13 protein-coding genes are annotated in these 11885 nt (G+C 72.2%); 5 read left to right on the top strand and 8 right to left on the bottom strand.

Going from position 1 to position 11885, the window contains the following annotated elements:
- Positions 1-53: 53 nt before the first annotated feature.
- Positions 54-1289, bottom strand: coding sequence for an amidohydrolase (locus tag OHB00_RS26635; protein ID WP_406438197.1), 1236 nt, complete (start codon positions 1287-1289; stop codon positions 54-56).
- A gap of 173 nt (positions 1290-1462) precedes the next feature.
- Here OHB00_RS26635 and OHB00_RS26630 point away from each other — a divergent pair, with 173 nt between their 5' ends.
- On the top strand, positions 1463-1678 hold the full coding sequence (locus OHB00_RS26630) for an antitoxin (RefSeq protein WP_406438196.1): 216 nt from the start codon (positions 1463-1465) through the stop codon (positions 1676-1678).
- 49 nt (positions 1679-1727) lie between these two features.
- Here OHB00_RS26630 and OHB00_RS26625 read toward each other — a convergent pair whose 3' ends face one another.
- Together OHB00_RS26625 and OHB00_RS26620 are read right to left on the bottom strand one after the other, a co-directional pair.
- On the bottom strand, positions 1728-2663 hold the full coding sequence (locus tag OHB00_RS26625; protein ID WP_406438194.1) for an MIP/aquaporin family protein: 936 nt from the start codon (positions 2661-2663) through the stop codon (positions 1728-1730).
- A gap of 133 nt (positions 2664-2796) precedes the next feature.
- Positions 2797-3462 (bottom strand): SDR family NAD(P)-dependent oxidoreductase, encoded by a 666-nt coding sequence (locus OHB00_RS26620; RefSeq protein WP_406438192.1) that lies wholly within the window; start codon positions 3460-3462, stop codon positions 2797-2799.
- A gap of 103 nt (positions 3463-3565) precedes the next feature.
- Between OHB00_RS26620 and OHB00_RS26615 the strand changes: the two genes are divergently transcribed.
- Positions 3566-3919, top strand: coding sequence for a VOC family protein (locus tag OHB00_RS26615; protein ID WP_406438190.1), 354 nt, complete (start codon positions 3566-3568; stop codon positions 3917-3919).
- A gap of 202 nt (positions 3920-4121) precedes the next feature.
- Positions 4122-4457: a helix-turn-helix domain-containing protein gene (locus OHB00_RS26610; RefSeq protein WP_406438188.1), complete on the top strand. Its 336-nt coding sequence runs from the start codon at positions 4122-4124 to the stop codon at positions 4455-4457.
- An 18-nt stretch (positions 4458-4475) separates the two neighbouring features.
- Here the strand turns inward: OHB00_RS26610 and OHB00_RS26605 are convergent, their stop codons facing one another.
- On the bottom strand, positions 4476-5270 hold the full coding sequence (locus OHB00_RS26605) for a hypothetical protein (RefSeq protein ID WP_406438186.1): 795 nt from the start codon (positions 5268-5270) through the stop codon (positions 4476-4478).
- A 488-nt stretch (positions 5271-5758) separates the two neighbouring features.
- Complete coding sequence (locus OHB00_RS26600) at positions 5759-6427, bottom strand: hypothetical protein (RefSeq protein ID WP_406438184.1); 669 nt, start codon at positions 6425-6427, stop codon at positions 5759-5761.
- 179 nt (positions 6428-6606) lie between these two features.
- Between OHB00_RS26600 and OHB00_RS26595 the strand changes: the two genes are divergently transcribed.
- Positions 6607-7554, top strand: a complete 948-nt coding sequence (locus OHB00_RS26595) for a formylglycine-generating enzyme family protein (protein WP_406438183.1) — start codon at positions 6607-6609, stop codon at positions 7552-7554.
- Positions 7555-7570: 16 nt separating this feature from the next.
- Here OHB00_RS26595 and OHB00_RS26590 read toward each other — a convergent pair whose 3' ends face one another.
- Both OHB00_RS26590 and OHB00_RS26585 read right to left on the bottom strand, forming a co-directional pair.
- Positions 7571-8311 (bottom strand): DUF4232 domain-containing protein, encoded by a 741-nt coding sequence (locus tag OHB00_RS26590; RefSeq protein ID WP_406438181.1) that lies wholly within the window; start codon positions 8309-8311, stop codon positions 7571-7573.
- Positions 8312-8453: 142 nt separating this feature from the next.
- Positions 8454-9173, bottom strand: coding sequence for a DUF6445 family protein (locus tag OHB00_RS26585; RefSeq protein ID WP_406438179.1), 720 nt, complete (start codon positions 9171-9173; stop codon positions 8454-8456).
- Positions 9174-9387: 214 nt separating this feature from the next.
- On the opposite strand from OHB00_RS26585, the gene OHB00_RS26580 reads away from it, so the two are divergent.
- On the top strand, positions 9388-10212 hold the full coding sequence (locus OHB00_RS26580; protein WP_406438177.1) for a DUF4142 domain-containing protein: 825 nt from the start codon (positions 9388-9390) through the stop codon (positions 10210-10212).
- Between the two features lie 6 nt (positions 10213-10218).
- Here the strand turns inward: OHB00_RS26580 and OHB00_RS26575 are convergent, their stop codons facing one another.
- Positions 10219-11865 (bottom strand): glycoside hydrolase family 13 protein, encoded by a 1647-nt coding sequence (locus tag OHB00_RS26575; protein WP_406438176.1) that lies wholly within the window; start codon positions 11863-11865, stop codon positions 10219-10221.
- Between the last annotated feature and the right edge of the window lie 20 nt (positions 11866-11885).

Below are 11885 nucleotides of genomic sequence, written 5' to 3'. Positions count from 1 at the left end.
ACGAGGCCCGCCGCCACCGGCCGCCCGGGGCGCGCCGCGCGGAGCCTGGCCCGTCAGGGGGCGAGCCAGTGGGCCGCCGCCGCGAGCAGCGCCCGTACGCCCGTCTCGAGGGTCGGCGCGGGGACGGGGGCGAAGCGCGGGGAGTGGTTGGAGGGGATCTGCGGGGGGATGCCGTCGCGGATCAGGGCCTCCAGGTCGACGCCCTCGTAGAGCTTGTGGTCGGCGCCGCCGACGAACCAGAAGACCGAGGGCACCCCGAGCGCCGTACCGAAGGCCCCGAAGTCCTCGCTGTTGGGCACCGGGGAGGTCAACTCGAAGGTGAGACCCGGGAACTCCCCGTCCAGCGCGGCCTGGACGGCCTCGGTCGCGGCGGGGTCGTTGTGGGTGACCGGGAAGGAGTCGATGGGGACGATCTCCGGCTCCCTGGGCGCGGCGGAGGCGGCGGCCTCGGCCCGTATGATCCGCTCGACCGCGGCCAGCACCCGCTCCCTGACGGCCGCCGTGGTGGACCGTACGTTGATCTTCAGTTCGACGGTGTCCGGGATGATGTTCTCCTTGGTCCCGCCGTGGATCGAGCCGACCGTGACGACGGCCTGCTGGCCCGCGGCGACCTCCCGGGAGACGACCGTCTGCAGCCGCAGCACCACGGCGGCGGCCAGCACCACGGGGTCGACGGTCGCCTCCGGCGTGGACCCGTGCCCGCCCCGCCCGAACAGCGTGACCCGCATGCTGTCGGCGCCCGCCATCAGCGCCCCCGCCCGGGTCCCGACCAGCCCGGCCGGCGCCGCCGCCACATGCTGGGCCAGGCACACCTGAGGCCTCGGGAACCGCTCGGCGAACCCGTCCGCGAGCATCTTCGGCGCCCCGCCCACCTCCTCGGCCGGCTGGAACACCGCGACCACCGTCCCGTGCCAGCCGTCCCGGGCGCCGGCCAGCTGCCCGGTGGCCCCCAGCAGACAGGCGACATGAATGTCGTGTCCGCAGGCGTGCATCACCCCGTCGGTCTTCGAGGCGTACGGCAGCCCGGTCTCCTCCTGGACCGGCAGCGCGTCCATGTCGGCCCGCAACAGCACGACCGGCCCGTCCCCGTTGGCCAGCACCCCGACCACCCCGGTGCCGCCGACCCCCTCGGTGACCTCCCAGCCCTGCTCCCGCAGCCGCCCCGCGACGACGCCCGCGGTCCGCTCCTCCGCGAAGGACAGCTCCGGATGCGCGTGCAGATCCTCGTACAGCGCGCGCAGCTCGGGGAGCCTGTCGCTCAGGCCGGTCAGGAGGGGGCTGGTGCTCATGACGTCGTCTCCCGGGGTGTGTGCGTCGTGTGGCTGCCGAGTCAAGGATCAGGATGCCTCGCGTCCGGAGTTCGCGCGGAAACGCGGGAAAACGACGACGCCCCTCGCACGCCCCGCCGAACGCCCCGGGCGCCGTCTTGTGGCCGCCGGCCGCCGCCGGGGACGATTCCCGCATGTTCGAGGGAATCGACGGGCTCAGGAACCTGGCGGACAAGGCGAAGGACATCGCCGAGGAGCACGGTGACGCGATCGGCACCGGGCTGGAGAAGGCGGGCGACCTGGTCGACGAACGGACCGACGGCAAGTACACCGAGCAGATCGACACCGGGGTCTCCCAGGCGCAGCGACTGGTGCGGCGCCTGGGCGAGCAGGGCACCGAGAAGCCGTGACGGCCACGGCGGCCGCCGGTAGCGGCGGCCGCAGTGTCAGCGGCGGCCGCTAGTCGTCGGTGGTCGGGCGGGTCCGGCCCGGCTCCGGCAACTCGCCCAGCTTGAGCCGGGCGTGCAGGATGTCGCCGATGAACAGGTCGTAGATCAGCACCCCGATCACGCCGCCGATCAGCGGTCCGACGATCGGGATCCACCAGTACCCGCTGAACCACGCCCCGTTCCCCGGGAACGCGTAGCTCTTCCACCCGGCGAGCCAGGTGAGCAGCCGCGGTCCGAAGTCGCGGGCGGGGTTGATGGCGTAGCCGGCGTTCGCACCGTAGGACATACCGATGGCGGCGACGGCGAGGCCGATGACGAACGGGCCGAGGTTGGACCCCACGGCCGTGTTGCGCAGGTCGATCACCGCGACGACGAACATGACGAGGAAGGCCGTACCGACGATCTGGTCGATCAGCGGCCCCCAGGTCCCGCCGTGGAAGAACGGCGCCGGGAAGGTGGCGAAGATCGAGAAGGTGGCCTCGGTGTGCCCGCCGACCTTGGGCGGCTTCGAGGCGGCGTCGAACGCGTTGATCGCGTCGTGGTAGACGAGGTAGACGAGGGCGGCGCCGGCGAGCGCGCCGAGCACCTGGGACACCCAGTAGGGCACCACCTTCACCCACGGGAACCTGCGGCGCGCGGCGAACGCCAGCGTCACCGCCGGGTTCAGATGGGCGCCGCTGACGCCGCCGGCCACGTAGATGCCGAAGGTCACGGCCATGGCCCAGCCCCAGGTGATCAGGAGCCAGTCACCGGCGGCGAGGAAGATCGTGGTGGGCGTCGCCGCGCGCCCGGAGCCGGGCAACGCCGCGACGGCCATCGCAACGACACCGCACCCGAAGGAAATGAGGACGAAGGTCCCCAGGAACTCTGCCAGGCACTCGCCGAGCAGGCCTCCACGACTTCTGAGCTTGGAGGGCTTGAGGAGAGGAGTTATTTCCACAGCCATCGCTGGCCCCCTTAGCCAACCCTGGCTCCCTGCGGGGAGCAATCAGGCGAACACCATTTTGTCCCACACATGATGTTCGCGCAGATCGACCCTTTTGCGCATATCGGAGCCCGGGTGGGGCGGCCGTGACCGCTCAGCTCTCCAGGTCGTCGGCGTAGTGCCGGAACCCGTGCCGGTCGCGGTGCATCCCCCACAGCGTGTCGGCGAGCACGGCGGGATCCTTGCGGGCGTGCCCGGCCACGATGGCCCCCGGGATGACCAGCTGCGCCACGTGGATGCCCTCCCCCGCGAGCCGGTCGTGCAGCAGATGCCCGTACGCACTCTCGGCGGCGAAGGCGATGGAGGTCCCGGCCCGGTCGGGGTGCGGGATGACGGCCGTACCGCCGTTGACGAACAGGATCGTCCCCCGCCCCAGCTCCCGCATCCCCGGCAGCACCTGCTGCACGGCGGCGACCGGCCCGTACACCGAGAACTCGACCGGCCCGAGCAGGTCCGCGTGGGTGGTCTCAAGGACGGGCCGCATGAAGTCCCGCTGCGGTACGGGGCTGTACTGCAGGACCTCGACGGTCCCGAGCTCCTCGGCGGCCCGCGCCAGCGCCCCCGCGAGGGCGAGCGGATCCCTGACGTCGGCGGAGTACCCGCGAGCGCGCACCCCTTCCGCGGCGAGCTCCCCGGCCAGCGCCCCGAGCCGCTTCCCGTCCCGCGCCACGAGCGCGACCCCGTACCCCTCCCGCCCGAACCGCCGGGCGACCGCGGCCCCCAGCCCGGGCCCGGCCCCCACGATGGCAACACTGCTCACGACGACTCCCGACGGCTGTCCCGACACGCTTGCCCCTACGTCCGTACCGCGCGTCCCGCGACTTCACACGTCCAGGCCGGCTCCGCCCTGGCACCATGGCGGCATGGAACGTGTGCTTGGCATCGGCGGGTACTTCCTGCGGTCCGCGGACCCGGCGGCCCTGAGCGCGTGGTACCGCGACTGCCTGGGCCTGGACGCCGACGACAACGGCCTGTGGCAGCCGGCGGCCGGGCCGACGGTGTTCGCGGCCTTCGAGTCCGGGACCGACTACTTCGGCTCCCGCACCCAGCAGACCATGCTCGACTTCCGCGTCCGCGACCTGGACGCGATGCTCGCCCAACTGCGGACCAGGGGCGCGGACGTCGCCGAGGAGATTCAGGAGATGGCCGGCGTCGGCCGCTTCGGCTGGGTCACCGACCCCGACGGCAACCGCATCGAGCTGTGGCAGCCGGCCTGACCCCCGTTGGAGTGACGTCCAAGCAGCCGCACACCGGTTGCCCGGAGAACTCATACCCGCAGGTCACAGACGTTTCTTCGGGACGGCTCGGGCCCACGCGGCCGGAGTTGCCGGCGGAATCGAGTGTTTAGCTAGACCTAAAGGTGGCATTCTTGGAGCAGCGGCAACATCCGCTGCCGCAGCATGAGTTGGGGGTCGTTCCATGAGCTTCTTCGCCCGCGGCGAAAACAACGTCGAGTTAGCCGGAGCCCAATTGGCGCGGCAGGCGTCGGCCTCTCTCGCCGGCCTGCTGGCAGGGCTCGGCACGTCACGCGCCGACCTCGCCAAGGCCATGGGTGTCAGCCCCGGCCGGGTCAGTCAGATCATGTCGGGTGATGCGAACCTGACGATACGGACGTTGGCGGCCGCGGCGGAAGCGCTGGGAGTCGACGTCGAGATCAAGTTCTCTCCCCGCAGGCCGCACTCCGCGCAGCCCCTGCCCGCGAGCACCCCAGAGCCGTTGTCCCCGCGCAAGAGCGGCGTCCCCTCACATCGGTGAGCGTGCCGACAGCCGCCGCTAGGTGCGATCGCGGTGCAGGCCGAAGCGTCGCCGTGGGGCGGGCAGCGCCGGACTGTGGAAGGCGTCGTTGGGCAGCGCCTTGGTGCGCAGTGTCTCAAGCTCGGTCTGTTCCGTGCGGCGGCCGTGCACATAGGCGCAGAGCAGCAGGTCCCCGCAGCGGTTGACGGCTTCACCGAACGCACTGCGGCACTGGTAGACCTCCTCGTCGGTCGGCTCGCGCATCCAGCCGTCGATGTCACGGCGGGCCTCATCGGTCCTCGTCTGCACATCCAGCGCGTGGATCATGGCCTTGTCGGCCGCGTCGAACAGGTTGGTGATCGTCTTGCCGAGGGTGGGATGCCGGTCCGCGAGGTAGTTCCTGAGGTCGTGCACGAAGACGCGTAGCTGTGTCGACTTCTCGAAACCGTCCAGGAACTCGGCGGTCCAGCTGTGGGCGTCGAGCCACATGCGGTATTCGAGCCGTTCCCTGAACCAGGCGATGCCCAGCGTCATGAACCTGACGTAGGGCTGGCTCGTCTCGCCCTGCCTCTTGCGGGGCATGGCGGTGACACCCGTCGCCAGGCCCGCGGCCACCGGCGGCAGCTCGGCCAGGTGGGGAAGTGCCAGGCCGGCGGCGATCCCGACCGCACCCGTCAGGGCGAGCACCAGAAGGGTGAGGCCGGCCGATCTCCAGCTGCCCAGCAGCCAGCCCTTGCCGACGGAATGGCGGACCAGGCCGATCCACGCCAGGCCGGCGCTCAGCATGGCCGGTAACGCGTAACCGGCGAGCCAGCCGTGGTGGTACCAAGTCATGAACGGCCCCAAGTCGTGCATGGTCAGGAAGGACCGTCGCAGGCGAGCAGAAGGCGAGCCGGGCTCCCCCTCGGCGTGTGCGCCCAGCCCTCTCACGGCAGACCCCAAGGTGAGTCGGCTGCAGCGAGTACCGGAGATGATGTCACCCGCCGCGGCCTGGAAGCATTACTTTGCGCAACACGTGGCCACGGAACGCAGTGATCCAGCCACTTCGGTGTCTCGCACGACCGGGTGAATCCGGGTGCCGGGCGACGACAGCGGTCATCCGCGATCTGCCGGTTTCCCCCTCGGGGCGCCCGCCACCGCAGGCCGCGGAAGGCCTTCCCGCCGTCCGGTTCCCGACCACGGTGTCCGAGCCGCCGGGCGCCCCGGCGCGACACTCGCGGCCGCTGTGATCCGCCGCATCGGCCCCCCCCCCACGGGCACGCGACGAAAGCGTGCCACCCCCCACCCACGCGGCCCCCTCCCCGGCACCGCCCCGCCAGAGGTCAGTCCTGTGGCGGCTGGGCCTCCATCAGGCGTTCCGCGATGTCGTCGGCCCAGGACAGGGCCCACCGGCGCAGCGCGGTGATGGCCTCGTCGTCCAGACCGCAGACGGCGAACTCCCGGTCGTCGATCCACTCCGTGCCGGTCAGGCGGGCCTGGAGGTCGGTGAGGTCGAAGGTGTCGCGGGCGTGCCGGCGGCCGAGGTCTTCGAGGTCGGGGAGGGTCCAGCGGTCCGCGGCGGCGTGCACGACCAGGAGGTCGCGGGGCAGACCGCGGTCGGCCAGGGCCCAGACCCGCATGCCGACCACGTCGTCGAGGGCGAGGGTCAGGCCGAGTTCCGTCCGGACCGGCGGGTGCCAGAGGGCCTCCTTGAGGAGGTTGACCTCGGCGTCCTCCGCCGAGACCGCTTCGGTGACGACGAGCTGCGCGGAGAGGGGGTCCGTCTCGCGGGCGACGACCTGCCAGCCGCGTTCCCGGAGGCCGGACGCGATCGTCCCGGCGATCGTCCGCAGGGGCTCCGGACTCTGCGTGGCCGCGTCCACGGTCCGGCCGGCGCGGTCGAACAGGCCGTGCGCCTGGGCCGCGTAGTCACCGGTCAGCGCCAGGGGGTACCCGGCCCCGACCGACAGCAGATCGGGCAGCAGGCGGCGGTGCAGGTGAGTGATGTTCACGCGGCGGCCGCCGAGGGTGGTGCCATGGGGCGATTATCGCTGGCCGGTGGCGTGCGGTGCCACGACTACGCGCCGCCCGGCGCCGCGCCGTGGGGCCGGTGCGGCCCGCACGGCGCCGGGACCGGGTCCCGGGACGCCCCCCTGGCCGGTGTCACAGGCGGCTGCGGCACACTCCGGGCATGGAGCCCACCCAGCCGCCGCCCTCCGCCTGCTGCGCACCCTCCGCCCCCGCGGGCCCCGGCGATTCGGTGCGGGCCCTGCCCGTCGCCGACGGCACCGCCCCCGGGCGCACCGGCATGGTGGCGCTGCCCGGCGGTGAGTTCCTGATGGGCGCCGAGGACGCAGACGGTTTCCCGGCGGACGGGGAGGGGCCGGTACGGACCGTGCGCGTGGCGCCGTTCCTCGTCGACGCCTGCGCGGTGCGCAACGACGAGTACGCCGCGTTCGTCGCCGCCACCGGTCACGTCACCGACGCCGAACGGCTGGGCTGGTCGTACGTCTTCGCCGGGTTCCTGCCCGCCGCACTGCGCCGGGACGCGCCGCGGCCTCCGGAGACGCCGTGGTGGTGTGCGGTCGCGGGGGCCACCTGGCATCAGCCGGCCGGGCCGGGCAGCGGGCTGGAGGGACTCGGCGACCATCCCGTCGTCCACGTCTCCTGGTACGACGCCGCCGCCTACGCCTCCTGGGCCGGCAAGCGGCTGCCCACCGAGGCGGAGTGGGAGTACGCCGCCCGGGGCGGCCTGGAGCAGGCCCGCTTCCCGTGGGGTGACGAGCTGGACCCGGACGGGGAGTACCGGTGCAACATCTGGCGCGGGACCTTTCCGACCCGGAACACCGCCGCCGACGGATACCGCGGGACCGCGCCCGTCGACGCCTTCGCACCCAACGGCTACGGCCTCCACAACACCTCCGGCAACGTGTGGGAGTGGTGCGCCGACTGGTGGACGACCGAGCACAGCGGTACCGGCGGCGGTACGGGTCACGGCACCGCCCGCGTCATGCGGGGCGGCTCCCACCTCTGCCACGCCTCCTACTGCAACCGCTACCGGGTCGCCGCCCGCACCGCCAACACCCCCGACAGCTCCACCGGCCACACCGGCTTCCGGTGCGTACGCGACGCGGGCTGAACCAAGGGGGCCGAAGTCACTCGCCGACCGGGCCGATGAACGTACCCGGGTGGGTGGCGCCGTCCTGGAGCACCACGGCACCGCCGTGCCAGGGCAGGTCGAACGACGTGCGCTGGTTCGGCGCGGTGACGACGACCGTGGTCGGGGTGAACGTGCCGGAGTCGCCCTGCGCCGGCACCAGGAAGGTGATGGCGAAGTTGGCGGAGGCGCCGTTCGCCAGGGTGACCCGCTTCGGGGTGGCGTTCGTGCGCTGGAGCGACCACTTCTGACCGCTGTTGACGAGGTCGACGCCCGCGAAGCCGTACATCGTGCAGGAGTGGCCGCTCTTGTTGGTGAACGCCACGACCGCGTGCTTCTGCTGGCCGGTGCCGCTGCCGGGGTCGGCCCAGGAGTAGCCGAGCTGGGACGCCTGGCAGGCGGGCACCGAGCCGGTGGCGGAGGAACCGCCAAAGGAGCTGCCGCCGGAAGCGGAGGAGCCGCCGGAGGAAGCGGAGCCGGACGTGGACGAGCCCGAGGTGGTCCCGCTGCTCCCCGTGCCGGAGGAGCCGCTGCCCGAGGAACCGGCGCCCGAGCCGCCCGTCGAGCCTGGGGCCGTGGTGACGTCGCCGGAGGCCGGGGCCGCCGTACCGCCGTCGGCGCTGAGGGAGCCGCTCGCGGTGCCGTTGCACGCGGTCAGCAGGGCCAGCAGCGCGGCGGCTCCGGTCACGGTGACGGCGGTACGGCGGACGTTCGTGCGACGGGTGCGAAGCTTCGACATGGGGTCCCCCAGCGGTGGCGGTCGATCTGCCCGGCTCTCTGCCGGACACCTCTTTCGATGCCGCCCCCGGAAGGGAAGTTCGGGGATCGCCGTCACGGGCCCGTCGTGGTCGTGTCACACGCGTCGTTACAGACGCGTCCGCTCACGCCATCCAGAAGAACACCGCCGTCATCCGCTTCTCCTCCAGCGTCCTGCCGGCGTAACCGGTCGCGCTGTGCACCAGGTTGGCGTTGTAGAGGAGCAGCCGGTTGTACCTGTGCGGGACCCGGACGTCCTCCTCGAAGTGGTCGCCCGGGACGAACCGCGTCCCGAGCGCCTCGACGAGGTTGTTGTGCGGTGCCTGCACGATGTTGCCGCCGAGCCGGCCGCCGGGCAGCGACTGGCGGTAGAACGCGGTGCCGCAGTCCTTGGCCACCCCGGGGTTGAGGTACAGCACCGCCGCGTACCGGCACAGCGCCCGCGAGTCGGTGTGCGGGCGCGGCTCGCTCTCGCCCTCGCCGACCACCTGCACGCAGTTGTGGTTGAGGGTGCCGCCGCCGGGCGCCTGCTGCACCCACAGCTTCCCGGCCCCGGTCGCCTTCCTCACCAGCTCTTCCACGACGGCCAGTTCGGCGGGTTCCAGGCCCGGCATGGTGCGCAGGCCGGGCCAGGTCTCCGAGGTGTACGGGTATCCCTGGACCCAGTCGTCCTTGGCCAGGCACCGCTCCCGTACGGCGTCCACGTCCGGCAGGACGTCGTCGAACACCCAGTAGTCGCGGCCCTTGGTGGGCTTGCGGTAGGGCAGGACGGGAAGCGCGGCAGGGCCCCGCGTGGCCGCTCCGTTGGGCAGCCGGGGGACTCGGGGGGATGAGTGTGGGGGCATGCGGCGAAGCCTGCCCCCGACTTTGTCATGACCACTCTCATCAGGGGAAATCATCACCCTCTCCTGGCCAAGACATGGGAAGGCGACGCCCCGGACAGGGCCGACCCTCACAAGTTCTTTGCCAAATCAAAAGGTTTCCGGCGCTTCCCCGTCCGTATTTCCCTGGGAACCGACCCCGCCTCGCGCGGGACCCCCGACCGGTCAGGAGGCACTGGTGCGCTTTTCGCGGAACGCGACGGGAACGCTCTTCGTGGGCGGTGCGCTGAGCTTCACTCTCGCCGCGCTCGCCTACCCGAGCATGCTGGGTGTGAACACCACCTCCAGCTCGGCCACACGGGTCATCGCCAACACCCAGTGGGGGCCCTTGACCGAGGGCGACCGGGACTTCGTGGTGAAGGTGCGCGCGGCCGGACTCTGGGAGTACCCCGTGGGCCAGCTCGGCCTGAAGAAGGGCCAGTCCCAGGCGGTCATCACGGCGAGCAAGCACCTGGTCGACGGCCACGCGGCGCTGGACAGCACCGTCCGCAAGATCGCGCCCATGCTCAACATCACCATCCCGAACCTGGCCTCCCCCCAGCAGCAGGGCTTCGTCAACACCCTGAGCGCGGACACCGGCAAGAAGTTCGACACCGACTTCGCCAACATCCTGCGCGTGACGCACGGTTCGATCTTCAACACGATCGCGAAGATCCGCTCGACGACCGAGAACACCCTGGTGCGGATCCTGGCCGACCAGGCCAACGCCACGGTCCTCGACCACATCACGGTGATGGAGCAGACCGGCCTGGTCGACTTCCCCTCGGTCCTCTTCCAGGAGACGACCGCGCCGAAGCTGCCCGCCACCGACCTGACCCCGCCGCCCCCGGCCGCGGGCCAGCCCGAGGTCGTCCTCACCCCGCCGGTCAACAGCACGACCAGCCCGCCCGCACTGCCGGGCGAGAGCGGCTTCACGGGCAGCGGTGCCGGTGTCGGCGGCGGTGCGAGCAGCCAGACCAGCGGAGTGAACGTGACGCCGGGCGCCACCCCCACCGCCGGCTGAGTCACATCAGGCGCCCAGCCACACGGTGGTGTCGGGCGGCAGCGTGCCGTCATGCGGCAACGGCACGCTTGCCAGCAGTACTTCGCCCGGCGGCAGCGGCACCGGCGCGTCCGACACGTTCGTGACGCACCGCCAGCCCTCCGTCCGGGCGAAGTGCAGCACCCCCACCGGCGCCTCGGCCCAGGTCAGCCTCTCGCCCTCCAGCAGCTTGCGGCGCAGCCGCAGGGCGGTGCGGTAGAGCTCCAGGGTGGAGCCGGCCGCACCGGCCTGCGCCTCGACGGCGTACGACCCGAACCACTCCGGCTGCGGCAGCCAGGCACCGCCCGGCCCGAAGCCGTACGAGGGACCGTCCGCCGTCCACGGCAGCGGCACCCGGCAGCCGTCGCGGCCCTTGCGGGCATGGCCGGTCTGTTCCCAGATCGGATCCTGGAGGACCGAGACGGGCAGGTCGGCGGCCTCGGGCAGGCCGAGTTCCTCACCCTGGTAGACGTACGACGAGCCGGGCAGCGCGAGCATGAGCAGGGTGGCCGCGCGGGCGCGCCGCAGGCCGTGGGAGTCGTCGACGGGCGGGGTGCGGCCGCCGGACAGCAGCCAGGCGTTCTCGTCCGTGCCCGGCGGCAGCGTCAGCCGGGAGGCGTGCCGTACGACGTCGTGGTTGGAGAGCACCCAGGTGGCGGACGCGCCGGCCGCGTGGGCGGTGGCGAGCGAGCCGGTGATGACCTCGCGGAGCGCGTCGGCGTCCCAAGGGGTCTGGAGGTACTCGAAGTTGAAGGCCTGGCCGAGTTCGTCCGGGCGGGCGTACAGGGCCCGGCGGGTGTCCGGTACCCAGGCCTCGGCGACGGCGGTGCGGGGCGGGCTGTAGGTGTCGAAGATCTTGCGCCAGTCGCGGTAGATCTCATGCACCTCGTCGCGGTCCCAGTAGGGGTGGTGGCCGGGCGGTACCCGCTCCAGCGCCTCCTCACCGGTCGGGCCGAACTCCGCCACGTCCCGCAGCGGTTCGGCGAGGTCCTTCACCAGGGCATGCGCCACGTCGACGCGGAAGCCGTCCACGCCCCGGTCGGACCAGAAGCGCAGGGTGGTGCGGAAGTCGGCACGGACCTCCTCGTGCTCCCAGTTCAGGTCGGGCTGCTCGGGGGCGAAGAGGTGCAGGTACCACTCGCCGTCCGGGACCCGGCGCCAGGCGCTGCCGCCGAACACCGACTGCCAGTCGGAGGGCGGGAGTTCGCCGTGCGCGCCGCGGCCGGCCCGGAAGACGTAGCGTTCCCGGGCCGCGGAGCCAGGGCCGGACAGCAGCGCCTCCCGGAACCACGGATGCAGGTGCGAGGTGTGGTTCGGGACGATGTCGACGATCACCTTCAGGCCCAGCCGGTGCGCCTCGGCGACCATCGCGTCGAAGTCGTCCAGGGTGCCCAGGCGCGGGTCGACGTCCCGGTGGTCGGCGACGTCGTAGCCGCCGTCGGCGAGCTCGGACGGGTAGAACGGGCTCAGCCACAGGGCGTCCACGCCGAGCGCGCCCAGATGGGACAGCCGCTCGGTGACGCCCCTGAGGTCGCCGAGGCCGTCACCGTCCGCGTCGGCGAAGCTGCGCGGGTACACCTGGTAGATCACGGCCTGACGCCACCAGTCGGGGTTCCTGGAGGAGAGGTCGACCACGCGCGTTCCTTTCGGGCTTT

Origin of the sequence: Streptomyces sp. NBC_00631 (assembly GCF_045206895.1) — a bacterium.
In the GTDB taxonomy this organism is placed as follows: Bacteria; Actinomycetota; Actinomycetes; order Streptomycetales; family Streptomycetaceae; genus Streptomyces.
Note: the sequence above shows the minus strand (reverse complement) of the source record. Positions and strands in the feature narration are given on the sequence as shown.

Bases quoted from the DNA above. Each gene is read 5' to 3' on its own strand.
- OHB00_RS26635 (WP_406438197.1), bottom strand. From the start codon at position 1,289: ATGAGCACCAGCCCCCTCCTGACCGGCCTGAGCGACAGGCTCCCCGAG.
- OHB00_RS26630 (WP_406438196.1), top strand. From the start codon at position 1,463: ATGTTCGAGGGAATCGACGGGCTCAGGAACCTGGCGGACAAGGCGAAG.
- OHB00_RS26625 (WP_406438194.1), bottom strand. From the start codon at position 2,663: ATGGCTGTGGAAATAACTCCTCTCCTCAAGCCCTCCAAGCTCAGAAGT.
- OHB00_RS26615 (WP_406438190.1), top strand. From the start codon at position 3,566: ATGGAACGTGTGCTTGGCATCGGCGGGTACTTCCTGCGGTCCGCGGAC.
- OHB00_RS26610 (WP_406438188.1), top strand. From the start codon at position 4,122: ATGAGCTTCTTCGCCCGCGGCGAAAACAACGTCGAGTTAGCCGGAGCC.
- OHB00_RS26605 (WP_406438186.1), bottom strand. From the start codon at position 5,270: ATGACTTGGTACCACCACGGCTGGCTCGCCGGTTACGCGTTACCGGCC.
- OHB00_RS26595 (WP_406438183.1), top strand. From the start codon at position 6,607: ATGGAGCCCACCCAGCCGCCGCCCTCCGCCTGCTGCGCACCCTCCGCC.
- OHB00_RS26590 (WP_406438181.1), bottom strand. From the start codon at position 8,311: ATGTCGAAGCTTCGCACCCGTCGCACGAACGTCCGCCGTACCGCCGTC.
- OHB00_RS26585 (WP_406438179.1), bottom strand. From the start codon at position 9,173: ATGCCCCCACACTCATCCCCCCGAGTCCCCCGGCTGCCCAACGGAGCG.